The 24,486-nt window shown below is 70.2% G+C and carries 28 protein-coding genes and 1 pseudogene; 17 read left to right on the top strand and 12 right to left on the bottom strand.

The features are described from left to right. Positions 1–265 precede the first annotated feature (265 nt). Entirely contained in the window at positions 266–1,471 is a 1,206-nt protein-coding gene (locus M1L60_RS47565; protein ID WP_274622878.1) for an alpha/beta fold hydrolase, read from the top strand. Between the two features lie 255 nt (positions 1,472–1,726). Here M1L60_RS47565 and M1L60_RS13355 read toward each other — a convergent pair whose 3' ends face one another. Continuing rightward, entirely contained in the window at positions 1,727–2,014 is a 288-nt protein-coding gene (locus M1L60_RS13355) for a hypothetical protein (protein WP_253237705.1), read from the bottom strand. Between the two features lie 207 nt (positions 2,015–2,221). Between M1L60_RS13355 and M1L60_RS46935 the strand changes: the two genes are divergently transcribed. Beyond that, a complete protein-coding gene (locus tag M1L60_RS46935; RefSeq protein ID WP_256516418.1) occupies positions 2,222–2,356 on the top strand; it encodes a hypothetical protein in 135 nt (44 codons plus the stop codon). A 330-nt stretch (positions 2,357–2,686) separates the two neighbouring features. On the opposite strand, the pseudogene M1L60_RS13350 reads toward M1L60_RS46935, so the two are convergent. The 4 genes and pseudogenes from M1L60_RS13350 to M1L60_RS47780 form a co-directional block, all read right to left on the bottom strand. Next, a pseudogene (locus M1L60_RS13350) lies at positions 2,687–3,148 on the bottom strand (SigE family RNA polymerase sigma factor); the annotation flags it as partial. A gap of 47 nt (positions 3,149–3,195) precedes the next feature. Then, on the bottom strand, positions 3,196–3,948 hold the full coding sequence (locus M1L60_RS13345; protein ID WP_253237704.1) for a hypothetical protein: 753 nt from the start codon (positions 3,946–3,948) through the stop codon (positions 3,196–3,198). Positions 3,949–3,959: 11 nt separating this feature from the next. Next, positions 3,960–4,112 carry a hypothetical protein gene (locus tag M1L60_RS13340; protein ID WP_253237703.1) on the bottom strand — a complete coding sequence of 51 codons (153 nt, stop codon included), beginning with the start codon at positions 4,110–4,112 and terminating at the stop codon, positions 3,960–3,962. A 164-nt stretch (positions 4,113–4,276) separates the two neighbouring features. Further along, entirely contained in the window at positions 4,277–5,536 is a 1,260-nt protein-coding gene (locus M1L60_RS47780) for a PP2C family protein-serine/threonine phosphatase (protein WP_253237702.1), read from the bottom strand. A gap of 211 nt (positions 5,537–5,747) precedes the next feature. Between M1L60_RS47780 and tkt the strand changes: the two genes are divergently transcribed. The 3 genes from tkt (at position 5,748) to M1L60_RS13320 (ending at position 9,636) form a co-directional block, all read left to right on the top strand. Continuing rightward, positions 5,748–7,958: a transketolase gene (gene tkt / locus M1L60_RS13330; RefSeq protein WP_253237701.1), complete on the top strand. Its 2,211-nt coding sequence runs from the start codon at positions 5,748–5,750 to the stop codon at positions 7,956–7,958. A 174-nt stretch (positions 7,959–8,132) separates the two neighbouring features. Next, positions 8,133–8,870 (top strand): GAF and ANTAR domain-containing protein, encoded by a 738-nt coding sequence (locus tag M1L60_RS13325; protein WP_253237700.1) that lies wholly within the window; start codon positions 8,133–8,135, stop codon positions 8,868–8,870. Positions 8,871–8,910: 40 nt separating this feature from the next. Beyond that, positions 8,911–9,636, top strand: coding sequence for a GAF and ANTAR domain-containing protein (locus M1L60_RS13320; protein ID WP_253237699.1), 726 nt, complete (start codon positions 8,911–8,913; stop codon positions 9,634–9,636). A gap of 33 nt (positions 9,637–9,669) precedes the next feature. Here M1L60_RS13320 and M1L60_RS13315 read toward each other — a convergent pair whose 3' ends face one another. The 3 genes from M1L60_RS13315 to M1L60_RS13305 all read right to left on the bottom strand — a co-directional run bounded on the left by M1L60_RS13315 (position 9,670) and on the right by M1L60_RS13305 (position 11,968). Further along, positions 9,670–10,107, bottom strand: a complete 438-nt coding sequence (locus M1L60_RS13315; protein ID WP_253237698.1) for a hypothetical protein — start codon at positions 10,105–10,107, stop codon at positions 9,670–9,672. A gap of 261 nt (positions 10,108–10,368) precedes the next feature. Then, the gene (locus M1L60_RS13310; protein WP_253237697.1) at positions 10,369–11,436 is read right to left on the bottom strand and encodes a fatty acid desaturase family protein; all 1,068 of its coding nucleotides are present in this window, start codon (positions 11,434–11,436) and stop codon (positions 10,369–10,371) included. 136 nt (positions 11,437–11,572) lie between these two features. Next, positions 11,573–11,968, bottom strand: a complete 396-nt coding sequence (locus M1L60_RS13305; protein WP_253237696.1) for a DUF5994 family protein — start codon at positions 11,966–11,968, stop codon at positions 11,573–11,575. Positions 11,969–12,245: 277 nt separating this feature from the next. Between M1L60_RS13305 and M1L60_RS13300 the strand changes: the two genes are divergently transcribed. From M1L60_RS13300 to M1L60_RS13285, 4 genes are all read left to right on the top strand, one after another. Continuing rightward, positions 12,246–12,698, top strand: a complete 453-nt coding sequence (locus M1L60_RS13300; protein ID WP_253237695.1) for a DUF5994 family protein — start codon at positions 12,246–12,248, stop codon at positions 12,696–12,698. A gap of 164 nt (positions 12,699–12,862) precedes the next feature. Further along, positions 12,863–13,663, top strand: coding sequence for a SigB/SigF/SigG family RNA polymerase sigma factor (locus tag M1L60_RS13295; RefSeq protein ID WP_253237694.1), 801 nt, complete (start codon positions 12,863–12,865; stop codon positions 13,661–13,663). 58 nt (positions 13,664–13,721) lie between these two features. Continuing rightward, positions 13,722–14,732 (top strand): diacylglycerol/lipid kinase family protein, encoded by a 1,011-nt coding sequence (locus M1L60_RS13290; protein ID WP_253237693.1) that lies wholly within the window; start codon positions 13,722–13,724, stop codon positions 14,730–14,732. A gap of 49 nt (positions 14,733–14,781) precedes the next feature. Continuing rightward, positions 14,782–15,159, top strand: coding sequence for a PRC-barrel domain-containing protein (locus M1L60_RS13285; RefSeq protein ID WP_253237692.1), 378 nt, complete (start codon positions 14,782–14,784; stop codon positions 15,157–15,159). Positions 15,160–15,185: 26 nt separating this feature from the next. On the opposite strand, the gene M1L60_RS13280 is transcribed toward M1L60_RS13285, so the two are convergent. Continuing rightward, entirely contained in the window at positions 15,186–16,118 is a 933-nt protein-coding gene (locus M1L60_RS13280) for a YhjD/YihY/BrkB family envelope integrity protein (RefSeq protein ID WP_253237691.1), read from the bottom strand. Positions 16,119–16,146: 28 nt separating this feature from the next. Further along, the gene (locus tag M1L60_RS13275) at positions 16,147–16,407 is read right to left on the bottom strand and encodes a hypothetical protein (protein ID WP_253237690.1); all 261 of its coding nucleotides are present in this window, start codon (positions 16,405–16,407) and stop codon (positions 16,147–16,149) included. Between the two features lie 216 nt (positions 16,408–16,623). On the opposite strand from M1L60_RS13275, the gene M1L60_RS13270 reads away from it, so the two are divergent. From M1L60_RS13270 to M1L60_RS13240, 7 genes are all read left to right on the top strand, one after another. Then, positions 16,624–16,848, top strand: coding sequence for a hypothetical protein (locus M1L60_RS13270; RefSeq protein WP_253237689.1), 225 nt, complete (start codon positions 16,624–16,626; stop codon positions 16,846–16,848). Between the two features lie 215 nt (positions 16,849–17,063). After that, positions 17,064–17,798, top strand: a complete 735-nt coding sequence (locus tag M1L60_RS13265; protein WP_253237688.1) for a GAF and ANTAR domain-containing protein — start codon at positions 17,064–17,066, stop codon at positions 17,796–17,798. Positions 17,799–17,920: 122 nt separating this feature from the next. Beyond that, on the top strand, positions 17,921–18,094 hold the full coding sequence (locus tag M1L60_RS13260; RefSeq protein ID WP_253237687.1) for a hypothetical protein: 174 nt from the start codon (positions 17,921–17,923) through the stop codon (positions 18,092–18,094). Then, complete coding sequence (locus tag M1L60_RS13255; RefSeq protein ID WP_253237686.1) at positions 18,091–19,104, top strand: glycosyltransferase family 4 protein; 1,014 nt, start codon at positions 18,091–18,093, stop codon at positions 19,102–19,104. The genes M1L60_RS13260 and M1L60_RS13255 overlap by 4 nt, the downstream gene beginning before the upstream one ends. Before the next feature lie 68 nt (positions 19,105–19,172). Further along, positions 19,173–20,312, top strand: a complete 1,140-nt coding sequence (locus tag M1L60_RS13250) for a glycosyltransferase (protein WP_253237685.1) — start codon at positions 19,173–19,175, stop codon at positions 20,310–20,312. After that, positions 20,309–21,379: a glycosyltransferase gene (locus M1L60_RS13245; protein WP_253237684.1), complete on the top strand. Its 1,071-nt coding sequence runs from the start codon at positions 20,309–20,311 to the stop codon at positions 21,377–21,379. Before M1L60_RS13250 ends, M1L60_RS13245 begins: the two co-directional genes overlap by 4 nt. A 79-nt stretch (positions 21,380–21,458) precedes the next feature. Then, positions 21,459–21,920, top strand: coding sequence for a hemerythrin domain-containing protein (locus tag M1L60_RS13240; protein ID WP_253237683.1), 462 nt, complete (start codon positions 21,459–21,461; stop codon positions 21,918–21,920). A 53-nt stretch (positions 21,921–21,973) separates the two neighbouring features. On the opposite strand, the gene M1L60_RS13235 is transcribed toward M1L60_RS13240, so the two are convergent. Together M1L60_RS13235 and M1L60_RS47775 are read right to left on the bottom strand one after the other, a co-directional pair. Beyond that, positions 21,974–22,261 carry a hypothetical protein gene (locus tag M1L60_RS13235; RefSeq protein WP_253237682.1) on the bottom strand — a complete coding sequence of 96 codons (288 nt, stop codon included), beginning with the start codon at positions 22,259–22,261 and terminating at the stop codon, positions 21,974–21,976. A gap of 94 nt (positions 22,262–22,355) precedes the next feature. Beyond that, positions 22,356–23,111, bottom strand: coding sequence for an ATP-binding protein (locus tag M1L60_RS47775; protein WP_253237681.1), 756 nt, complete (start codon positions 23,109–23,111; stop codon positions 22,356–22,358). Positions 23,112–23,660: 549 nt separating this feature from the next. Between M1L60_RS47775 and M1L60_RS47770 the strand changes: the two genes are divergently transcribed. Continuing rightward, on the top strand, positions 23,661–24,428 hold the full coding sequence (locus M1L60_RS47770; protein WP_253237680.1) for an ATP-binding protein: 768 nt from the start codon (positions 23,661–23,663) through the stop codon (positions 24,426–24,428). Positions 24,429–24,486: the final 58 nt, after the last annotated feature.

Genomic DNA, 24,486 nt, shown 5'->3' with positions numbered 1-24,486 from the left:
CCGCCATGCCTGCACCGACACTGTCAGCCGTCGTCGTGAACCCACCGAAGTGCCGGACCTCGATGAGTTGCGCGCAACCATCAACAGCACGCTCGGCGCGGACCACCATCGCGGGTTGCTCACGGACGCCGCAGTCCTCCTTCGCCGCCACACCGACAACTCGAGGAGCACCCCATGACCGACCGGCACACCGTGATCCGTTCCCGGCGCGACCTCTGCGCAGCACCGGGCCAGTGACGCCACCGTGTCCCGGGCGGCCGACGTCATGACCACTCCCGCTCGCATGAGCTCGGCCGAACGGCGGATGGCCCGCGCGGCCCCGGCGCCGGCCGACGGTTTTGTCAGCGAGATGCCCACCGTACGGGGTCTGGCTCTGCATGTCCGGCAGCGCGTGGCGTCCGGCGAAGCGCAGCCCGCATGGCTGCTCCTGCACGGCCTGGCGGTGTCGCACCGCTATCTGATGCCGACCGCGGCCGCGCTGCCCGGCTCGGTCTACGTGCCCGACCTGCCCGGCTTCGGCCTCTCCGGCACACCGTCGGCGGTGCTGACCGCCGAGCAGCACGCCCAGACCGTGGCCGCGTGGATGGACGCGACCGGCCTGAGCGGCCTGCACGTACTGGGCAACTCGTTCGGCAGTCAGGTCGCCGTCGAGCTCGCGATCCAGCGTCCCGATCTGGTCACCTCGCTCATCCTGGTCGGGCCGACGGTCGACCCGGCCGCGCCGACTGCGGGCGCGCAGATCCGCCGGTGGCTGCTCGATCTGGTCCGCGAGGATCCGCGGCAGGTTCCCATGCTGCTGGCCGACTTCCGCGACGCCGGCGGCCGGCGCGTACTGCGGACACTCGGGCACGCCGTCGATCATCACATCGAACGCCGCCTCCCCCTCGTCACGGCGCCGGTCATTCTGCTGCGGGGCCAGTTCGACTCGATCGCCTCGCCCGACTGGATCACCCGCGCGTCCGCCCTGGCCGGCTCCACCGCCACCGCCGACATCCCGGGCGCGGCGCACAACGCCGTCACCACCGCCGGGCCGGCGGTGGCCGCCCAGGCCGCCGCTTTCGCCGACCTTCAGCCGGGCTCCCGTGACAACCGCCGGATGACGCTGGGACCGACCACGTCGGCGGCCCAGGCCCGGCGCCTGGCCGAGCGGGCGCTGCACGACTGGGACATGCGCGACCAGACCGACGACGTGCTGCTGGTCACCACCGAACTGGTCCAGAACGTCAGCCGGCACACCGACGACGGCGGCGAACTGACCCTCAGCCGCCGCCACGACGCCGTGCTCATCGAGGTCACCGATACCGATCCGCGGTCTCCGCGGGTGACGAACCCGGCACCGGCCCGGCCCGGTGGCCGCGGGCTGCTCATCGTCGCCGCGACCGCACACCGATGGGGCAACCGGCCCGTCCGCTGGGCCGGCCACGCCGGCAAGACCGTCTGGGCCGAGATCGCCCGGCGGATGCGTGACTGAGACCGGCCCGCTCAGCCGGTACTCGTAGGCGTGCAGTGTCGCTCCAGAGTCCGGCCGGGGCCAGCAGGCGCGGGTCGATTTTGTGGACCAGGAGCTAGATGTGGGATCCGGCCTCCGGAGATGGTTATGACGGGCTGACACCGTACGGTCCCAACCTCAACCAGGGCACCGAGTCCACACTCGTCCTGATTTCCACTTTCAGCACCGGACTGCTCCCGGCGGCGGCTGAGCGGCGCCGAACCCGGGGTCGCCGGATCAGAACGGTGGCGCGTCCTCGCCCATCAGCACCAGCGTGACGCCACCCTTGCCGTTCTTGAGCTGCTGCACCACGACCTTGCCGGTGCTGCCGTCGGGCAACTCCAACACAAAAGTCTTTCCGACGGCGTCCTTCGGGCCGTTGCCGCTGGCGTTCGCGGGCCGGAAGTCGCCCGCCCACGGTTGAGCCCGGCCGTTGCGGACCGGCTCGGCGAACAGCGCCGCCGTCCCCGGGGTGCGGGTGCCGTCGGAGGAGACAAGTGTCGAGGCGCTGCGAAAGGTAGCCATATATCGCAACGCTATCCCAGTTCACACCCGACGGAGTGCCGGAAAGCGTGCCGATTAAATGACGCGTTCATTCTCGGACCGGCCGCTCCGCGAAAAGCAGCGTAGGGTCACTGTGCCGCACGATTTCCGCGCCGGACCAGCGGCTGTCCAGCCCGTCAGGCCAGCACGATGCCGCACGCACACCGACCCGTTCCGGGAGGTTCGACCATGTCCAAGGATTCGACGGCCAAAACGAACGTCAAGAAAAAAGGCAAGACGATCAAGGAAAAGCAGACGGCGAAACGCCTGAAGCGCGCGGAACAGAGCACCACGTCGTCGAAAATCCCGCCCACCGGCCACTGATCGTCGCGGCCACCGGGTCCGGCCGAGCACCGCCGGTCCGGCCCGGTCCGCCGCCGAGGCCGTACGGTTCAGGTATGACGAGCACCTACTCGGGTCCGGCCAAACTGCTTCTGGTCGAAGGCGCCTGCATTCCGGCATGGCCTCCCTCACCACGAGACAGCGCGGAGAGCTCAACGGCTGGGGTGGCACGTTCCGCCCGGACGAGATCACGACGGAGCTGCGCGACGCGGCCGACGCCCGCCCCGGTCGACGATCTCCCACAGTGTCGGCACCGGCCGATCGATCAGGCGAGTCTGCGGGGCGGCATGAAGACACGAACCCGCCTGGCGTTCAGGCGAACAACGAGTTCCCCGGTGCCGGTCCGGCCGGTTGGCCGAGCAGTTGACGAAGTCGAGCCAGCGCGCGGGCACTTTGAGAGGTCACTGTGCCGGTCGGCAGTCCGAGCATCTCCGCCACTGACTCGACGCTGAGGTCTTCCCAGTAGCGCAGCACCACGATGGCCCGGTCCCGCGGTGGTATGTGGCCCAGCGCGTCGAGAAGCGTGAGCCGCAGATCGGAATCCTCTCCTGTTGCGGGTGCATCGTTGAACTGCGCTGTCACCACCTCCTGAGAGCGTTTCGCCCGGTGGTGGTCCAAGAAGGCGCGGGAGAGCACCTGCCGGGCGTACGCGTGCGGGTTGTCGCGCCGGCTGATCCGCGGCCACTGGACGAACATCCGGGCCAGTGTCGTCTGGGTCAGATCGGCTGCCAGATCCCAGTCACGGCACAGCAGGTAAGCGGTGCGCCGTAGCTGGCCGGCCGAGGTGCGGGCCTAGTCGACGAAGTCGTCGTCGGCCTTGCTCACTTGTCGAACTCCGTCGGCAGGTGCGGGAAGGCGGCAGCGCCCTGCTTGTTGAGGGCCGGGTCGATCTTCACACCCCACCGCGGGTCCGCGCCCACCTCGGCGGCCTCGCGAGCGGTCAGGGCCGGCCGCATCTTCTTGCCGCCCAGCTCAGGGCATCCGTACAGGTCGAACTGCAGAAGCGTGTCGTCAGCGTGCCGGACGTACACGATGGTCTGCTGAACGCAATTGCCCGGAACGCTTATCGTCTGGTACTCGGCGCCGTTACCCAACGGGATCCAGGTGCCTCTGAGCGCAGACCTCTCGCCGGTGAGCTCGGACATGGTGCGGGTCATCACGTGCAGCCGGATCATCCCCGGCCCCTGGCCCCGGTCGAGGAAGGTCTGGACCGACACGTCGCCGCCCTCGACGACACCGGCGTACTGGCTGGTCTTGCCATCCGGCAGGTTGTCCACCAACAGTTTCAGGAGGCCGGCAGGGGTGCCCTTGACCCGAGGACTCCCGGTCGCCGGAGCGGCGCTGCTCACGCTCGGAGCCGGGGCCGCCGCGACGACTGCCGCGGGGGCCGGCGCTGCGGCGCTGCGGACGACGAAGGTGGCCGCCAGACCGGCCACGACGAGCACGGCCAAGCCGGCGCCGCTCACCCGGAGTCGCCGGGCGGTCCGCATCCGGCGGCCCTGGGAGACTGCGTCGCTCACGAGATCACCCATTGGCGGCTCGGCCCACTCGATCTTCTGAAACTCGTCGCGCATGCTGGTCATCCTCACGTCGCCGCCGATTTCAGTGTCTCCACGAACTGACGCGACCGTTCTGTTTCAAATGTGACGCAGGACACATGCAGTGGCAGCGTCGAGCGCGCCTTGAACAGCCAGCCGATCGTCACCTCGCTTCCGATCCGTGGGACCCGATCTTCCATGCTTTATCCGCAATACCGCGTCGGCGGCCGGAGCGGGGTGTGTCCGCGGCACCCGGGATTGGCACGTTGCGCAGCGCGATAGGCGGCCCGACTGGTTCAGCGGGCCGCCGTTCGGCGTGCCCGGCCGGTCTCCGGCACACGGTCCGGTCCGAACCCCGCCGCGCTCACCGGTCCCGACCGGCCGCGTTCACGGTCAGAGCGATCATCGCGACGTCGTCGTCGACCTCGGCGAACGTGGTGAGCAGGCCGGCGAGCGCCTCGACGACCGTCGGGGCGCTGGTCGGCGCCTGCTCCGCCACGAACTCCCGCAGCGTCTCGTCGCCGTACCGCGCGCCGGTCCCGGTGCGCGCCTCGGTCAGCCCGTCGCTGTAGAGGATCAGGGTGTCGCCCGGCCCCAGCGGGATCGTCCGGGCGACCAGACGCGGCTCGGCCAGGATGCCGACCAGCGTGCCACCGTCGGTGGGCTGGTAGGCGACCGAACCGTCAGCCCGCGCGACGAGGGCCGGTGGGTGGCCGCCAGAGGCCACGGTGGCGGTGTAGCCGCCGTCGCTCCGCTCCAGGATCCCGAAGATGACGGTGCAGTGCCGGTGTCCGGGCGCGGCGTAGTCCTGGTAGAGGACGGTGTTGAGATTGCGCAGCACAGCGATCGGCTCGGAGTCGTAGACGGCAGCCGCCCGCAACGTGTACCTGGCGGCGGCGGTCACCGCGGCGGCCACCACCCCCTTCCCACGGACGTCGCCGAGGAAAAAGCCCCACCGGTCACCGGACAGCGGGAAGAGGTCGTAGAAGTCGCCGCCGACCTCGTCGGCCGAGGCCATGTGGTAGTGCGAGGCCGTCGTCATGCCGGGCGGAACCGCCAGCGTCACCGGCAACAGGCTGCGCTGCAAACCGGCGACGAGCAGGCGCAGCCGGTCCCGCTCCTGGTCGGCTGCCTGCCGGGCCTGCAGGAGCTGGTTCTCGTAGGCGCGTCGCTCGCGCGCGTCGAAGACAGTCGTCCGGATCAGCAGCGGGGCGCCGTTGTGCCCCGGCTTGACGGTCGAAGTGATCAGAACCGGTAGCGAGGTGTCGTCACCGGTACGCAGCTCGAGGGCGACGCCCTTGGCCTCGCCCTGCAGCCGCAGCAGGGGTGCGTAGCGGGTCTCGAACAGGATGCGGCTGCCGGGCGCGAGCAGGTCGGCGAAGCGCCGCCGGCCGATCAGGTCCGCTCGGGCCAACCCGGTCCAGACGAGCAGGGTGGTGTTGATCTTCGCGATCGTGCCGTCCGGCAGCGTGGAGACGAAGCCGCAGGGGGCTTCGTCGTAGAGGTCGGCCAGATCGTCCTCGAGCAGGGCCGGGAACAGGTCGGTGGCCGGCGCCGGCGGTTGCGGCGCCCCGCGCCGGCGGTGCGACCGGCGACCGAGCGGCCACCCTAGGCGCGGACGCACTCGGCAGCCGGCTGTCCTGATCGATTCACCCTTCGAGTCTCTCATCCGGGAGGGGAGCACGTCGCATCCTGGTCGTGTCGTCCAGGAACCGGCGACGGCTCGCGGGTTTACCGATCCTCGCCCCGGGCACGCTGCTGACAGGCGTCAATGTCGGTCCGCACACGTCTCCCACCCGGCCCGCGGGCACCACCGCAGCACTGAGGAGATCGGCATGACCCCGCTCAGCTCTTCCCCGCCCCCGCTCCCCCGGCAGGTGACGGCCCCGATCGCGGACGCCACCGGCTGGACCGAGCTCGACGTCCAGGCCGTGGACACCGCCCGGCTGCTGGCCGCCGACGCCGTGCAGGAAACCGGCAACGGCCATCCGGGCACCGCGATGAGCCTGGCGCCGCTGGCGTACCTGCTCTTCCAGGACGTCATGCGTCACGACCCGAACGACGACCAGTGGCTCGGGCGCGACCGCTTCGTGCTGTCGGCCGGACACACCAGCCTCACCCTCTACTCCCAGCTGTACCTCAGCGGATACGGGCTCGAGCTCGACGACCTGCGCGCCCTGCGCACCTGGGGTTCGGCAACACCGGGCCACCCCGAGTACCGCCACACCCGCGGCGTCGAGATCACCACCGGGCCTCTCGGTCAGGGCCTGGCCGGCGCGGTCGGCATGGCCATGGCCGCACGCCGCGAACGCGGCCTGCTCGACCCGGACGCCGCACCCGGAGGCAGCCCGTTCGACCACCGCGTGTACGTGATCGCCTCCGACGGCGACCTCATGGAGGGCCTCACCGCCGAGGCGAGTTCCCTGGCCGGCCATCAGCAACTCGGCAATCTCATCGTCTTCCACGACGACAACCACATCTCCATCGAGGACGACACCGGCATCTCGTTCAGCGAGGACGTCCCGGCTCGCTACGCCGCCTACGGCTGGCACGTCCAGACCGTCGACTGGAAACGGACCGGCATGTACGTCGAGGACATCGACGCGCTCCGGGCGGCGATCGAGGCGGCGAAGGCCGAGACCGGCCGGCCGTCGCTGATCGCGCTGCGGACGATCATCGGCTGGCCCGCTCCGACCAAGCGGAACACCGGCCAGGCCCACGGGTCCGCCCTCGGCGCGTACGAGGTCGCGGCGACCAAACGGGTGCTCGGATTCGACCCGGAGGTCACGTTCGCCGTCGACGAGGACGTCCTGGCGCACACCCGAAGGGTCGTCGAACGCGGAGGCCGCGCACACCGGGAGTGGTTGCCGGGTTTCGAGGCCTGGCGCAGCGCTCACCCGGACCGGGCCGCGCTGCTGGACCGCCTGCAGAAACGGCAGTTGCCCGACGGCTGGACGGACGCGCTGCCCACGTTCGTTCCGGACGCCAAGGGTATGGCCACCCGCAAGGCGTCCGGGGTGGTTCTGGCCGCCCTCGCGCCGGTCCTCCCCGAGCTCTGGGGCGGATCAGCCGACCTGGCCGAGAGCAACAACACCACCATGACCGGCGAAGCCTCCTTCATCCCGTCCGCCCGGCAGACCCGCGAATGGACCGGCGGACCGTACGGCCGGACCCTGCACTTCGGCATCCGCGAACACGCCATGGGCGCCATCCTCAACGGCATCGCCCTGCAGAGCCTCACCCGCCCCTACGGCGGCACCTTCCTGGTCTTCAGCGACTACATGCGACCCGCTGTCCGACTCGCCGCACTCATGCAACTGCCGGCCACCTTCGTGTGGACCCACGACTCCATCGGCCTCGGCGAAGACGGCCCCACTCACCAGCCCATCGAACACCTCGCCGCGCTGCGTGCCATCCCCGGCCTCGACGTCGTGCGGCCCGGCGACGCCAACGAGACGGCGATCTGCTGGCGCACCATCCTCGAACACACCGACCGGCCCGCCGGCCTGGTCCTCACCCGGCAGAACGTGCCGGTGCTCGAGCGCGGCCCACACGCGTACGCCCCCGCCGCCGGCGCCGCCCGTGGTGGCTACGTCGTGGCCGGACCCGACACCGCCGCGGACGTGCTGCTCATCGGCACCGGCTCCGAAGTACAGATCGCACTCGACGCCCGCGAACTGCTCGCCGACGACGGCATCACCGCCCGGGTGATCTCCATGCCGTGCCGCGAATGGTTCGCCCAGCAACCAGCCACCTACCGCGACGAAGTCCTACCACCGGACGTACGAGCCCGGGTCAGCGTCGAAGCCGGCATCGGCCAAGGCTGGCGCGACATCGTAGGCGACGCCGGACGCATCGTCAGCCTCGAACACTTCGGCGCCTCCGCCGACTACCAACGCCTTTACCACGAATTCGGCATCACCCCACAAGCCGTCGCCCAAGCCGCCCACGACAGCATCCGCGACACCACCGGCCCCGTCCGCCCCGGCGGCGTCCAGCTCACCGCCACCCCCACGGCGGGGGGAACGGGCGACCGACCTGCCTGAACAGACCCGGGTCACCCGGCTGCGACGTGGACACCGTTTCGGCGTACTGTGAGGTTGACAATAGGAAATGATGCTGCCCTGGTCCTCGGCGGTTCCCGCAGACAGGAAGGGGTGCGGCCATGACCGGCAGCTCACATCCGGCCGCTGCGCTGATCAGGCGCGGCCGGCCCGCCGATGACCATCGTGGATGAGTTCCTCGCCCGGGTGACAGGCTTGGTGGCGGACGAGCCGGCCCGGCCCGGTGACCGCCAGGGCGTCGCGGGGATTCTGCGCCGGTTGTGCAGCGCGGCCGAACGAGCTCTGTCCGCCTCCGGCGCCGGGGTGAGTGTGCTGGCCGGCGGCGGGATGCGGGGTGTGGCCGCGGTGTCCGAGCCGGCCTACGAACTGCTCGAGGAGCTGCAGTTCTCGCTGGGCGAGGGGCCGTGCCTGGATGCGTTCGCCGGTCGGCAGCCTGTTCTCGTACCTGATCTCTCGGACGGGGCGATGGTCCGGTGGCCGGGGTACGCGCCGGCGCTGCACGGCCGAGGGGTACGGGCCGTGTTCGCGTTCCCGCTGCAGATCGGCTCGGCGCGGCTGGGGGCCCTCGATGTCTTCCGCGCCAGAACGGGGTCCTTGACCGACGATGAGTTCCGGGAAGCGTTGACCTTCGCCGACATAGCGGTGACGACGCTGCTCGACGGTCAGGCCCGGGCGGCGCCCGGGGCCGCCGCCGACGGCTTGGACGACGAGGTGGTGGGGCAGCGGGCGGAGCTGTTCCAGGCACAAGGAATGGTGGCGGTGCAGTTGGGTATCTCGTTGGTGGATGCGCTGGCCCGGCTCCGTGCGTATGCGTATGCCGAGGACAGGGCCTTGGGCGACGTGGCGCGCGACGTGGTGGCACGTAGGGTTGCGTTCGATAGCGGCCAGTCGTGACCGCCGTCGTCCGGTTGTACGGGAAGGGCGGTAGGCCGCAGTGACCACTGTTTCCGCCGAACGGCTCGCGACGCTGTTCGTCGATGTCGCCGACACGCTCGTCGACGACTTCGACGTCGTGGAGTTCCTGCAGATGCTCACCCGGCGGGTGGCCGGCCTGTTCGGCACCGGGGAGGCCGGGTTGATGCTCGCGGACGAACGCGGCCGGCTGACCTTCATGGCTGCCTCCGACGAGAGTGCCCGCCTCATGGAATTGTTTCAGCTCCAGTACGGGGACGGGCCGTGCCTCGACGCCTTCCGAACGGCTCAGCCAGTGACCAACGTGAACCTGACCGCGGCCGCAGAGAAGTGGCCCGCGTTCGCACCGCGTGCTGCCCAGGCCGGCTTCGAATCAGTGCATGCCTTCCCGCTCCGCCTGCGCAAGGAAGTCATCGGTGCGATGGGCGTGTTCGGCCGCGCCAACGAGCTGGACGAGGCGGATGCCAGCATCGTGCAGTCGCTGGCCGACGTGGCCGTCATCGGCCTCCTGCAGGAGCGCGCCATTCACCACGGCGAGGTGCTGACCAGCCAGCTGCAGGGCGCTCTCAACAGTCGCATCGTCATCGAACAGGCGAAAGGCATCGTTGCCCAGGCCCGCGGGGTGAGCCCGGACGACGCCTTCACCCTGATCCGTGACTTCGCGCGCCAGAACAATTACCGGCTCAGCCAGGTTGCCGAAAGCATCGTCACCGGCCTGCCGAACCTGCCCGACCTGAGCGGTCGCTGACCTCTCCCCGTCGTGGTGTGCCCGCCCGCGCGGTCAGGCCCCCGGCCGGTCGCCGACCGGCCGTCGGAGCAGGGCCGCGAACTCCAGTTCGGAGTAACTGGGTCGCGGGCCCGTCAAGAGCGGGTCCCGGCCCGGTCGCATCGATCGCAGTGCCTCGCCGACGCGCCGCCGGACAATCCCGGTGATCCAGATCGTGGCGTCGGCCTCCGGCGCGCGATGGCAGCCGGCCAGCCACCACACCTCGACGTAGCTGGCCGCGAGGATCTGGCCGGGTTGTACGTTGTCGGGCAGGTTCCCCAACTCGGCCCGGGCCATCGGTGAGGTCCGGTCGAACAGCGCGACGAACGCGGCCTCGTGACCGCGCGAGATCAGCTCGATCAGCGTGGAATCGCTGGCCCGGGCGAGACTCTCCGACGCGGGGTCCGCGCCGGCCCGCACTGCGGGTCCGGGATGACGAATGTTTCCGATCATTGACGCTCCAGAGCCGCGGGCCATCAGGTGCCGCCGGGGGCTGGAGCGACCGGCCCGGGGTCTGGGAACCGTGTGGCCAACGCTACGGCGTCGTGACGGGCGAAACCACCCGTTCGTCCGTCCGTGGACCGGTTTGCCGATCCGGACGACGGAACGGTGATCCTGCGGGCCGACCGTTTCCCCCCTCTGACGGCGGCCCGCAGGACCGACCAACTTCGAGAAAAGTTCGAGAGTGCCCGTTCGCGGGCCGGACGCGGACGCTCAGCGGGACGTCGGTGCGACGGTGCCGCTCCCAGCTCGCCGGTCACTGCTCGCAGCCCGCAGCGGAGCTCCGACGGCATGCAGATGACGCAGCGCCTGGCGGTAGGACTCGATCAGGCTGGTCTCCTCGTACGAGACCCCGGCCCGCTCGCAGTACGCCCGGACGATGGGCTGCGCCTTGGGCAGGTTCGGGGTCGGCATCGCCGGGAACAGGTGATGCTCGATCTGATAGTTCAACCCACCGAGGGCAGCGTCGGTCAGCCGGCCGCCCTTGACATTGCGCGCGGTCAGCACCTGCTTGCGCAGATAGTCCTCGGTGCCGTCCGGGTGCGGCATACCCTTGTGGTTGGGGGCGAAGGTCATCCCCAGATAGACCCCGAACACCGCGTGGTGCACGAGGAAGAACACCAGCGCCTGCAGGGGCGACAGCACCAGGAACAGCGCGGCCGTATAGACGATCAGGTGCAGCGCCATCAGCCCCGCTTCCAGGCCCCGGCGTTTCATGCCCGGCCGCCGCAGCGCTTTGACACTCGAGATGCGCAGATCGATGCTGAGCAGCGTCAGCAAGGGAAAGAACAGCCCGGCCTGGTGACGGTTCACGAAGCCCTTCACCCCGCGGCGCCCCCACGCCGACTCGGTGGCCCAGATCAGCAACTCGGGTTGCACGTCCGGGTCGAGGTCGTCATGGTTCGGATTGTTGTGGTGGCGGGTGTGCTTCTCCATCCACCAGCCGTAACTCATCCCGACGGCGAGGTTGGCCACGATCCGGCCCGCGATCTCACTGGGCCGTTTCGTGCGGAACACCTGCCGGTGGGCCACGTCGTGCGCCAGCAGGGCCGCCTGTGAGAAGACCAGTCCCAGCAACCCGGCCACCCCGATGTTCCACCAGGACGAGCCGAGCAGGAAAAAGAGAACCCAGGTGCCCACGAACAAAGCGAACACGACAGAAGCTCGTACGGCATAATAGGCCGGCCGCCGTTCGAGCAGCCCGGCCTCGGCGATCTTCCGGTTCAGGGTGGAGAAGTCACTACCGGCGGACTTCGGCCGTTGTTTCACTGGTGCGCTCATCGCGCGACTCCTAAGAACCTGCTGGCCGGCGCTTCAAGGGACCGGCGAGCATCAAGCTGACGAGGAGGCCGCGGAGTCTGGACGGCCGGCGCATCTCCGCCGGAGGCGGTGAGTGCAGTAAATAGATGTTACCCGCTCAGCGGGGCGGCAAACAGGTCGACCGAGGGTCGAGGTGCCGAGCGGTGACGGGCTCGGACGGCGCGACCCGCACAGTGAAGGTGCCACCGTCGAGGCAGCGAACGGTCATCATCGACCGCGGCTGACCGGCCAGATAACCGAGGCTGACGGTGCGGTCGGCCAGCACCACCTGATGCGGCCGGGCCGTCCAGCCCGCGGCGCCGAGCAACAGGCGCGTCACCGGTCCGCAGAGCTGATCGAGCGCGGGCAGCAGAACACGCAACTGCGCACCGAGGTTGTCGGAACGGGGCCACCAGCTGTCATCGAGCAGCAGGTCGTTGTCGTCGGCCGGCTCGAGCCCGGCTCGCGGGCGGGGAGCGGTAACCGGATCGGATCGATCTTCCAGAGGTGTCACTGTCGTCCCGTCGTCGGGGACCGCCGCGGGCGCGGGTCCGACCCGCGGAACAGGCGAGGACGAGGCTCACGGAGGCCGTGAGGCACACGGTCATCGGCCGCGCGCGCCGACCGGAGCCGGCACCGATGACAGTTCCACCGGTCAACGTCCACAGTACGCGCCGCACGGAGGCGGGCGCGTACTGTGAAGGAACACCGGCTTCTCGACGCCTCCTCCGACGAGCGCATCGCGCCCGCCCCTCGATGGCGCGGACGTCGCCAACAGGAGGGCACCCCCGATGACCAGAGCCACGATGACCCGCACCCCACGAGCGCCGGACGACGCCGTACGCCTGCGGATGGACCCGGTGGCGTCCCGGACCACCGCCCTCGACGGAGCCTGGTGGCCCCGGTCGACCGACGCGGCCGCGGAACTTCCCGCTCTGGTGACGGCTCTGGCCGGCCTGCGCGGTGAGATCACACACGTGCTGCTGAACTCCGCCGAGTGGGACGAGCCGCACCCGCGGCGGGTCATCGCGGGCGGCCGGGCGGTGCGGCTCGGCTGGTTCACCTCTCAACCGGCCGGGCTGATCACCGTCATGACCGACTTCGGGCATGACCGTTTCGACCTGCTGGTCGTGCCGCCGGACGCGAGTCCCGCGTGGGCCGAAACCTTGTTGGACGCCGCAGCCGATGCGGCCGACAACCGCCGTACGCCCGAACTGCTGGCCACGGCCGGGCCCACCGGCTGACCGCCGGTCGTCCACGCTCCCCCGGACCCCGGGAGCCCGGACACCGGCACCTGCTCGGCGGGAACGAAACAAGAAACGGGTCTACACTCAAACGCGCAAGCCTTCACACGAAGGCGGCTGCCCCAGACTTCGGCATCGATGACTCTCTTCTTCGAGGGGAATTCATGCCTGCTGTCGGTGCAACCTCCTCGGGCCTGAAGCGCCAGCCCGGCTGTCCGCCGTCCGATCCGCTGACGGCGATGTCGGCCCTTCCGCCCGGGCACCCCGCGCGGCCGGCGTTGCGAGACAAGGCGATCGAGACGTGGCTGCCCATGGCCGTACGGCTCGCCTCCCGTTACCGCGGCAACGGGCAGCCCTTCGACGACCTGGTCCAGACCGCCACCCTGGGACTCATCAAGGCGGTCGACCGGTTCGATCCGAACCGCGGGGTCGTCTTCGCCGGCTTCGCCATCCCGACCATCCTCGGCGAGCTCAGGCGCTACTTCCGCGACCGGGCCTGGTCCGTACGGGTACCTCGCCGCATCCAGGAGATGCGACTCTTGATCAGCACGAGCCAGGACGAGCTGACGCACGAACTGGGCCGGTCCCCGACCGCGGCTGACATCGCCGCGCACCTGGGCGCCACCGAGGAACAGGTGCTGGAAGGACTCGAAGGCGGCCTCGCCTACTCCGCGGTGTCGTTGTCCGCATCGACCGGCCGGAACGGCCATCACAAGCTCGGCGACACTCTGGGCGCCGAGGACCACGAGTACCAGCTGGTCGAGGCCCGGGCCTCGATCGAGCGCGCGATGTCCATCCTCGACCAACGGGATCGGACGATCCTGATCCTGTATTTCTACGGCAACCAGACCCAGGCCGAGATCGCCGGCCAGGTCGGGATCTCCCAGATGCACGTCTCGCGGCTGCTCACCCGATCGCTGCTTCGGCTACGCCACGTGATGGACCCGGGCCCCGCCACCGTTTGAGCACGACCCAGCCGGGTATCCGCCCACCCGCCTCACCGACCGCGAGGACATCCCGCCCATGCGTGCACCGACCACCTCCCGGCCGCCACAGCCCGGCGTTCTGCGGACCGCCGTCGTCGTCAACCCGACCAAAGTGGCCGACCTCGACGACTTGCGCCACACCATCACCGGCGCCCTGAACACCGCCGGATGGCCCGAGCCGATGTGGCTGGAGACCACGGCCGACGACCCCGGCGCCGGACAGTCCGGTCAAGCTGTGCGAGACGGCGCCCAGCTCGTCTTCGCCTGCGGCGGCGACGGCACCGTGATGGCGTGCGTGACGGCCCTCGCCGGGACCGACGTAGCCCTCGCCGTCCTGCCCGCCGGCACCGGCAACCTGCTGGCCGCGAACCTGGGCCTCACCGGCGACGTCGCGACCGCCGTCGAGGTCGTCCTGCAGGGCGGTCGCCGCCGGATCGACGTCGGCGTCGTCGGCGAGCAGAGCTTCGCCGTGATGGCCGGCATGGGCTTCGACGCCCACATGCTCGACGCGACCAACAGCACGGCGAAGAAGCACATCGGCTGGCTCGCCTACGCTGCCGGAGCGGCCAAGCATCTGCGCGACCGTCCCATGCGGATCAGCATCACCCTCGACGACCGGCTTTCGTTCACCCGCCGCCCCCGTACTGTGATCGTCGGCAACGTGGGCCGCCTGCAGGGCGGCATGCGACTGCTCAACGACGCCCAGCCCGACGACGGACTGCTCGACGTCGCCATCCTGAGCCCCCGCACCCTGCGGCACTGGGTGTCGCTCGGCTGGGACCTGCTGCGCCGCCGGGACAGCGTCGCCCGGATGGAGACCTTCACCGCTACCCGCGTGCAGATCCGCAGCAACCGGGTTCAGCCCCGGCAGCTCGACGGCGACCTCATCGAACCCGGCCGGGAACTGCTGGTCACCGTACGGCCGAATGCGCTCCTGCTCTGCGTGCCGCAGCCCGACACCGACCCTGACCTGGCCCACGACGCCGATGCGGCCCAGCGCGAAGCGGACGAGATCCGTGATGCCGTCGCCGCGCAGAAGGCGCAGTGACACCATCGGTCTCTATCGGGCTGCACGCCGGCCCATCGGGAGGAGCACCTTGATAGCCCAGGGCGACCTGCAGTATCTGAACGGTGTCGACGTCTGCGCCCCCGACGGCACGAAGATCGGCTCCGCCGGCCGGGTGTATCTCGACGACCGGACCGGCGCACCGGAATGGATCAGCGTCCGGATCGGCGTGACGGGCGCCGAGGAGTTCTTCCTGCCGCTGGAGGAGGCGACTCTCGCCGACGACCGCCTCGAGGTTCCGTTCGACCGGGCCCGGATCGAAGGCGGTCCGCGGGTCGACGGCGGTGGCATCACCACGGCCGACGAGGACAAGCTCGCCACCTATTACGGCCTCGGCTCCGGCCCGGCGCGCCTGCGGAAGTACACGGTCACCGAGCAACAGCCGGCAGCGGCGCAGCACGGGCGCTGACCGGCCCGACAACCGCGCCACCGCCGTCAGGTGCCCGGGCCGGATCCGGCCGGACCGCCTCGCGCGGCGGTCTCGTCCTCGTCCTTGACCGCGAGGTCGGCCGGACGGCCGGCGGCGCTGGTCGCCGTCAGCGCGGCCGCGAAAAGCAACAACTGGTTGATCGCGTTCAGGAAGACCAGCAGCCCCACCGAACCCGCGACGAGTTGGTAGGCCGGGTTGGCCTCGGTCAGCCGCACGTACAGACCACCGAGTGTCTTGAGCAGCTGCAGCCCGAGCGCCACCAGCAGCGCGGGCCCCAGCAACCGGCGCCACGGCATCCGTATGCGGGAAACTCCCGTCAGCGCGCCCGCGGCGAGAACCGCATTGAATCCGATGCCGATCAGCAGCCCGGCCGCCTTCAGCAGCCATTGTGACAGCTTGATGCTCGTGTCCGCTGCCTCCACCGCCTCGTTCGCGGCTGCGGTTGTCGCATACGCCAAGGCCAGCGAGAGGATCACCAGCAGACCCAGTCCGACCAGTACCAGAAGGTCCACGAGCACCCGGACGGCCAGGTTGCCCGGATACTCCGGCAGCTCCCACATCCGGCGGATCGACGACCGCAACGCGTCGATCCAGAACCACCCGGTGATCGGCAGACCGAAGAAAGCGATCACGCCGATGGTGCCCCGGGCATCGCTCAGCGCCTGCACGCTCACGCGGGGCAGGTCCTCGGCGAGGTAGCTCTCCACGGACCGGCGCACTGCCGGATCGTCCAGCACGAAGCCGAGGACGGCGACGCCCAGCAGTCCCAACGCGAACGTGGCGAAGAACGAGTAGTACGTCACGGCGGCCGCCAGCCGGCCGCCGTCAGCTCGGTCGTACCGGACGCCGGCCCGCACCAGGTGGTCCAGCCAGCCGGCGCGGTGACGCAGCCGCCGCCAGAGGACGCCGGCCGCCGACAACCGACGCTGACCTGCCACGGGGTCGTCATACCCGCCCGGCCGCCGGCTACGCCGGCACTTCCCGGCCCGCAGCGCATGGTGCGGCTTTCGCTCCGGCCGGCAGGCTGAGAGCCTCGGGATCGTCCAGACCGGTGAGGTCGATGAGGAGACCGGCCGGATGCGCGGTGAGGCAACGCCGCAGCACGTTGAAAGTCTCGATCCGCAACGTCACACTCCACCGGCCGTGGACCGCCAGGACGATGATGGCGCCGTCCTCGACGCTGTCGACGCTGATCCCGGACTGCACAGCCGGACGCTGCTCGATCACACTGCTCCTCGACAGGACACCTTGAAGTGCGCTACCGGGGGCTGGGGCAGCAGGAACGTGGTCTTCCCGGACAGCCCCGCGAGGGGCGTCACTCCGACACGGTACAGCTGCACCGGCCGATCTGTTCCGCCCGGCGACTGAACAGCCGGTCCCGGGCGGGTGCCCGATCGCCCCGGGCCGGAGGCCTGTCGAGCACGACCCGGGTAGCGTCATGACATGGCAACCACAGTGCTACGCGTACGACTCGTCGGCGGCGACCGCATGGACATCACGTGCAACGAACCCGGCATCGCCGACGAGGACGAGCTGGTGGAGCACGTGATCTCGACCCTCGCCCAGGACTCCGGAGCGTTGCGCACCAAACACGGCGAGCGCCTCGTGGTGCTCTACGGCCGAGGCGTCGCCGCGATCGAGGTCGCGCCGCGCGGCGCGGTGATCTGAAGGAGCGCCGCCCCGGCCTCGGGCATCGTCGGCCGTGCCCACTCATCGGCGTATAGTCGCGGTGAACGACCAAGACGGTCTCGGTTCGGTCGTTCCAGTCGCCCCAGCCCCCGGCGTCGCGTGTCATCCACACGTCACCTCGGGAGCGTCATGTCGCCAGTCAACACCCCGGTCCGCGCCGCTCCAAGCGGGTGGACCACCGGGCGGGTCCCGTCATGACCACCATCTCCACCAGTCAGCTGTCGAACATTTTCGTCGAGGTGGCCGACACCCTGACCGACGATTTCGACCTCGACGACTTCCTGCACATGCTCACGGTCCGCACGGCCGGCCTGATCGGCGCGGCCGCCGTCGGAATGCTGCTCGCCGACGAGAACGACGAGCTGCAGTTCAGGGCGGCCTCGCAGGACAACGCCAAGTGGCTGGAACTCTTCCAACTGCAGAGCCACGAAGGACCCTGTCTCGAAGCGTTCCGCACCGGCCGTCCGGTCATCAACGCCGACCTGCCCGCGGCGTCCCATCGCTGGCCGCTGTTCGCCCCCCGTGCGGTGGCGGCCGGATTCCAGTCGGTGCATGCCTTCCCGCTCCGGGTGCGGCGGCAGGTGATCGGCGCGTTGAACGTCTTCGGGGCGACGGTGGGAGCCGGCTTCGACAACGCTGACGTGCCGATCGTGCAGGCTCTGGCCGACGTCGCCGCGATCGGGCTGCTGCACCAACGCGCCCGGCAACGCGCGCAGACCCTGACCGACCAGCTCCAGCGTGCCCTGGAGAGCAGGATCATCATCGAACAGGCCAAAGGCGTGATCATCCACGCGTTCGACGTGAGCCCCGACGAGGCGTTCCGCCTGATCCGGGCGTACTCCCGGCGCCGCAACACCCGCATCGCCGACCTCACCGCCGCCATCGTCGCCGACCCGGCCAACGTCCCCGACCTCACCGCGTCAGCCTGACCAGGCCGCCGAGCTGCACCTGCGATGGGCGGACGGCGTACCCGGCAGGCGTACCATCAGTTCTGTCGCTCCAGACTCCGGCGGCCCCACATCGCGCCGCACGTGAATCCAGGAAGCAGACAATGACTATCGCCAAGGCAGATGTCCTCGCAGTTCTTCGTGAGCGTGGTCAGCACCACCGGGCCGACTTCGTCGACCGGGAGTTACCCGAGCGCATCGATCCTGTCCGGCACAGCGGACTGCTGGCCACACTCCACCTCGACCCGGCCGAGTTGGCCGGATCCGGGCCCGCGTGAGGGTCGGCCTCCTGGGGCCGGTGGCATGGCGGACCCCGCCGCGAGCGTACGGCCCCTGGGAACAGGTGACCGGGCTGCTCGCGGAAGGCCTCGTGGCCGCGGGCGTCGACGTGACCCTCTTCGCAACCTTGGATTCGATCACCACGGCCCGGCTCGACGGCGTGTGCCCGCGCGGGTACGCGGACGATCCGTCGACCGACGGCCGGATAGCCGAGGCGATGCACGTCTCGCATGCCCTGGCGCAGTCGCACGAGTTCGACGTCGTGCACAGCCACCTCGACTGGCTCCCCCTGGCCTTCGCGCAGCACTGCCGGGCGCCTCTGGTCACGACCGTGCACGGGTTCTCCAGCCCCCGGATCCTGCCGGCCTATCGGACAAGTGACTCCTCGTTCGTGTCGATCTCGGACGCCGACCGCAGCCCGGACCTCGACTACGTCGCCACGGTGTACCACGGCGTCGACGTCGAGGGACTTCCGTTCCACCCCGCCGGGGGGCCTGGTCTGGTCACCTTCGGCCGGATCCACCCGGACAAGGGCACCGCCGCGGCGATCGAGATCGCCCGTCAGGCCGGACGCCCGCTGACCCTGTGCGGACCGGTCCAGGACGAGCGGTACTTCACCGAGGAGGTGGAACCGCACATCGACGGTGACCGGGTCGTCTTCCTCGGGGCGGTGGGACCGCAGCACCGGGCCGAGATTCTCGGCGGCGCGGCGGCCCTGCTGCATCCGATCGACTTCGACGAGCCGTTCGGTCTTTCGGTGGTGGAATCCATGATCTGCGGCACGCCGGTCATCGCCTACCCGCGCGGCGCCCTGCCCGAGATTCTCGACGAGGGCGTCACCGGTCATCTCGTACGAGATGTCGACCATGCAGTCGCAGCCGTGGCCGCCATCCACGCGGTCGACCGGGCCGGCTGTCGTGCACGGGCTCGAGAACGCTTCAGCGGCGGCCGGATGGTCGCCGACTACCTGGCCGTCTACGAACGGCTGCTCGTCGAGGACGGGCACTGAGCCCGCTCCGCTCTTTCGACCCGGCCGGTGAGCAACCGCTGCGGGCCGATGACCGAAAGGCACGGCACATGACGATCAGGTACGGATTCCTCAGCACTCACCCACCCACCCACTGCGGCCTGGCGACCTTCAACTCCGCACTGGCCGCCCAGTTGGACAAGGCCGGCATCCCTGGCGGCGTCGTCCGCGTGGCCGCGCACGGCACCGACCGGGCGCCCGCGCCCGGCGTAGTGCACACCTGGGCGGCGACGACACCGGCCGGCTGGCGAGAGACCGCCGAGGTGCTCAACACCTTTGACATCGCCGTCATCCAGCACGAGTACGGCATCTACCCCGGCCGCGACGGCGGAGAAGTCCTCTCGGTGCTGCACCGGCTCACTGTGCCGAGCATCGTCGTCCTGCATACCGTGCTGACCCGCCCCACCCCGAGCCAGAAGTCACTGCTCGAAGAGATTGTGGCGTCGGCCGGCGCGGTCGTCACGATCACCAAGACCGCGTACGACCGGTTGCTCGCCGGCTACCGCGTCGACGCCGCCAAGGTCTCCGTGATCCCGCACGGCGCCTCCGACTACGCCGGCGCCGAGGAACGCCGGCACACCCAGCCTCACCTGCTGACCTGGGGCCTGCTGGGACCGGGCAAGGGCATCGAGTGGGCGCTGCGCAGCCTGGCGCTGCTGCAGGATCTCGAACCGGCGCCCGTCTACACCGTGGCCGGACGGACCCACCCCAAGGTGGTCGAGTTGCACGGCGAGGCGTACCGGGCGGGCCTCCACCAGCTCGGCGCGTCCCTCGGCGTCGCCCACCAGGTGCGGTACGAATCGGCTTACCTCGACGATGCGGAATTGCGAGCCCTCGTCCGCTCAGCCGATGTCGTGGTGCTGCCCTACGACTCCACCGAACAGGTCACCTCGGGTGTCCTGGTCGAGGCGGTGGCGGCCCGCATCCCGGTCGTCGCGACCGCGTTCCCCCACGCGGTGGAATTGCTCACCGACGGGCCCGGCCTGCTCGTACCCCACAAGAAGCCGGTCGCCCTGGCCGCCGCGATCCGCCGGATCGTCACCAAGCCCGCGCTGGCCGCCACCCTGCTCGACCGCAACGGTCACGGCGGACCCGCCGTCCGCTGGCCGGCCGTCGCCCAGCGTTACCACGAACTGGCCGCGACGCTGCTCACCGCCGGCGCCGGCCCGGTCGCTGTGGCCGGCCGGTGACGGTCCGGACAGCGGTCGCCGCGCCGGCCACCGGCCGGACCGTTCCGGCCCCCACCTTCGAACACCTGGCCCGGCTCACCGACGACACCGGCCTCTTCGAACACGCTCGCCACGCCACGGCCCGCCGCGAGCACGGTTACTGCACCGACGACGTCGCCCGTGGCCTGGTGGTCACCAGCCGCCAGACCGCTCCCACGGCCGAGGTGCTCCGCCTCGCCGAGTGCTATCTGAGCTTCCTCACCCACGCGCAGGATGCCCAGGGCGCCTTCCACAATCGACTCGCGTTCCAGCGCAACTGGACCGACCAGCCAGGCCTCGGCGACTGGTGGGGCCGCGCACTGTGGGGCCTCGGCACCGCCGCCGCCCGCAGCCCGGTCCCGTGGATCCGCCACGAGGCCCTCCTCGCCTTCAACCTCGGGGCAAGGTGCCGGGCCACCGCTCCGCGGTCCATGGCCTTCGCCGCGCTCGGCGCCGCCGAGGTGCTTCGCGCCGATGCGGACAACGAGCCGGCGGCGGAGCTGCTCGTCGATGCCGGCGCCGTCATCGGTCATCCTGGTCCCGACCCGAGCTGGCCGTGGCCGGAGCAACGGCTCACCTACGCCAATGCCGCCCTCGCCGAAGCCCTCATCGTCTCCGGCGACCTCCTCGACGACCCACCGGCCCGGTCCGCCGGTCTGCGCATGCTGACCTGGCTGCTGCGTATTCAGACCCGCGACGACCACCTCTCGGTGCTTCCGTCGTCAGGCTGGCAGTCCGGCGGCCCACGGCTGCGCCACGACCAGCAACCGATCGAGGTGGCGGCGCTGGCCGACGCCTGCGCCACCGCCGCCGCTCTTACCGGCGACCAGATCTGGCACACCGGAGTACGCCAGTCCGTCGACTGGTTCCTCGGCGCCAACGACATCGGCCAGGCCATGTGGGATCCGGCCACCGGCGGCGGCTACGACGGGCTCACCCTGCACGGACCCAACCTGAACCAGGGCGCTGAATCCACCCTGGCGCTCGTCTCCACCCTCCAGCACCGAAGCGGGCCGGTGCGGACGTTGCCGTCTTCCCCACCTCGGTAGTCTCCCGCCCCTGGCGGGTACTGTCAGCGGTGTCAACGCCCCGGACCCTGGCGCCGCTTCGCCCATGTCAGGGGTCGGCATGAGAACTTTCCAGATCGTCGTCTCGCCCGACGTCGTCGATGTCCTGCGTCATGAGCACGAGCAGATCCGGCAGCTGTGCCTCGACGTGCAGGGAGCTGGTCGCGACGGCAAGAAGTATCCGCTCGCCGCTCTGCGCCAGGCCGTCCATCGGCATCAGCTCGGGGAAGTCGCCGTCGCTCACCCGGCCGTTCGCAACCTCGGCCCCGACGGCGACGCTGTAGCCCTCGACCTTCAGGTGAAGGGCGACCAGCTCGACCGCTCGCTCGCCGAACTGGACCGGCTCGGAGTCGGACTGGCCGACTTCGAGGTCCGGTTCGCGGCCGTGTGCGACGGCCTGCTCGATCACGCCGCGGATCAGGAGAGAGCCGAGTTCCCCCTGCTCCGCCGGTACGTGCCGGCCCAGCGCCGGCACATGATGGCCAGCGCCATGCAGAACGTCAGGATCATGGCCCTCGGCTGACCGGCGGACCTCTGCTGAGGAGCCGCCGTCAGCGGCGGCGTCCGGCCCTGGGATCAGAAAGGCGGCGCGTCCTCGCCCATCAACGCCAGGGTGACGCCACCTCGGCCGCTCTTGAGGCTCTGCACGACGACCTTGCCGGTGCTGCCGTCGGGCAGTTCCAGCGTGAAGGTCTGTCCGACCGCACTCTTACCGAGGTCGACGGCGTCGTTCGCGGGGCGGAAATCGCCGGCCCATGGCGGAGTTCCGCCCTTGCGCCCGGGCTCGCTGAAAAGCGCGGCCGTGCCCTGGGTTCTGGTGCCGTCCGAGGAAAGAAGCGTCGAGGCAGTGCGGTAGGTAGCCATATACCGCAAGGCTATCCCCTATTTCCCTCATCCGCGGGACGGGAATAACCGGTATCAGCCTCACCGCCGGGCCCGCGGGCCGGCTGATCTTTCCCTAGCGACCAGGCTGAGCGGAAACGGTGGCCCACACTACTTTGCCGCCGTGGGTCGGCACGGCGCCCCAGTCGTCGGCGATCGTGTGAACCACTCTCAGACCACGCCCGCGGGCGGCTACCGGGGCCGACCGGGCCGGGCCCGGGGCCGCGCTCATGATCGGGAACCGGGAGTCCCCGTCGCGGACGGCGACGTGGAGCCGACCGGCCCGCCGGAACACGGTCACCACGATGTCGGTAGCGGCATGATCCACGGCGTTGGACACCAGCTCGGACACGATCAGCGCTGCATCCGGCTGCAAGTCGGGCCGGCGCCAGGCGTGACAAGCCCGCGCGACGAGGTCGCGAGCCATTCCCACGGAGCTGGGCCGAGACAGCATGCGGGCCTGCATCCGGTCGGCTCGTGACACTTTGCCACCGATCGCGATGCGCGCCTGCGACAGGCTGGCAAACACCAGCGGAGCCTCTTCCTGATGCCGCAGCCGATAATCCAGCATCGTCGCCCGGGGCGAGCAGAACATCAGGTGCACCGGCGCCGGCCCGAGCCGTGCCGTCCGCTGCACCGCCAGCCAGTACGACAGGCTCACCCCGTGCTGATCACCCACCCCCCGAACATCGATCACGATCGCCTCGCACGGCCCGGCCAGACAGTGCCGCAGGGCGTCAGTGATCTGGTGGCCGAGGTGCTCCGACCACAAGCCGTGCACCGTCATCTCGACCACGGTGGCGCTGGCGTCAGCGATGACCCTGACCGACACCCCGCCCTCGTAGGTTCCGGTGGTGACGAAGTACGGAGACCTGAGCGGCCGACGCCATTCACGCCGATCAAAGCCGGTCACCGACAGCTCTCGCCGCAGGCGCCGCCGAAGCTGAGCGATGACAGTTCGGTAGCCACGGCGTCCTCCCGAGGGGACTGCTGGATGGCACCGAGCAGATGCCCGGTGAAGAGTGCACCACCGGGGTCTCGGGCGACACTCCTACCGTACGCCTGACCGAACCGGGCGACGCCCCGCGCCACAACCCGCCCATCCGGCGCCGGTCAGGTTCATCCGCGAGGGTGTACTGGACCTGGGCCGGCTGAGATACCGTCGTGCTGGGCGGAGCGACACATCGCCCCTCCGGCTACCCCGGCCCCCGGTAGCGCACCATGTTCTGCCTAGGTGCCGGGAGCAACTGTAGTGGTAGACCAACAGTCATTCCATTCCTCAGCGGAATCACCAACTGTTCCCAGCCGGCCGGTCTCCTCGCCTGAACCTCCGTATCTGCTGACGGAAGCACCCAGCGGTGACGGGACGGGGGTCACCATCGTGGGAGACACCAGTACGGCGGTGATCGAGCTCAGGGCCCACGGCCCGTGGTCATCGTTTTTCGGCGAACAGGTCACCGCCCGATTGCGGCTGTGCCTGGCCGGGCCATCCACCGTGATCATCGTCGATCTGCGACATCTGGACGATCCGCACGCGGCCAGTCTGCCGTTCTGGCTCGCGGCTTGGCGGCAGGCCCGGCTCGCGCCGGCGCCGGCCCGGGTGGTGTTCTGCCTGTCCCCCGCGACGGCCTTGAGCCGGCGACTCCGCAACCGGCAAGGGCCCCAGCCCCGGGTGTGCGCCACTTTGGCGGAAGCGCGGGTCGCGATCACCGAACGGGCCGCCCGAGCCGACCGTTTCCAGGTCCGCCTGGCCCCGCTGCCGGCGTCCGCGCGGGCCGCACGAGACCTCGTCGCCCAGGCGTGCCACGCCTGGAACCTGGCCCGGCTGGAACCTGACAGCGCCCTGATCATGTCGGAGCTCGCCGCCAACGCGGTCGAACACGCCGGCACAGATTTCACCGCCACCGTGACCCACGCCGGCACCGGCCTGCACCTCGCCGTACGCGACAACGCCGCCCGATTTCCCCATTCGAGTGAATTGACGCTCGGCGGCCCGCAGCTCCCGCCTCTGGAACGAGGGCGAGGACTACGGCTGATACACGCGATCGCCGCCGGGTGGGGCGCCACGCCGACCCGCGGCGGCAAGGTGGTGTGGGCGTCAGTCGATCGTTCCCCGGCCGGACGTGCGACCGGCCGCGGTGGCGCTTAAACTGGGTTCACCCAGTCGTCCCAGCCCCCGGCGACACATCACTCTGTGCATGTGTCCT

It is taken from the genome of Paractinoplanes aksuensis, assembly GCF_024137025.1.
In the GTDB taxonomy this organism is placed as follows: Bacteria; Actinomycetota; Actinomycetes; order Mycobacteriales; family Micromonosporaceae; genus Actinoplanes; species Actinoplanes aksuensis.
Note: the sequence above shows the minus strand (reverse complement) of the source record. Positions and strands in the feature narration are given on the sequence as shown.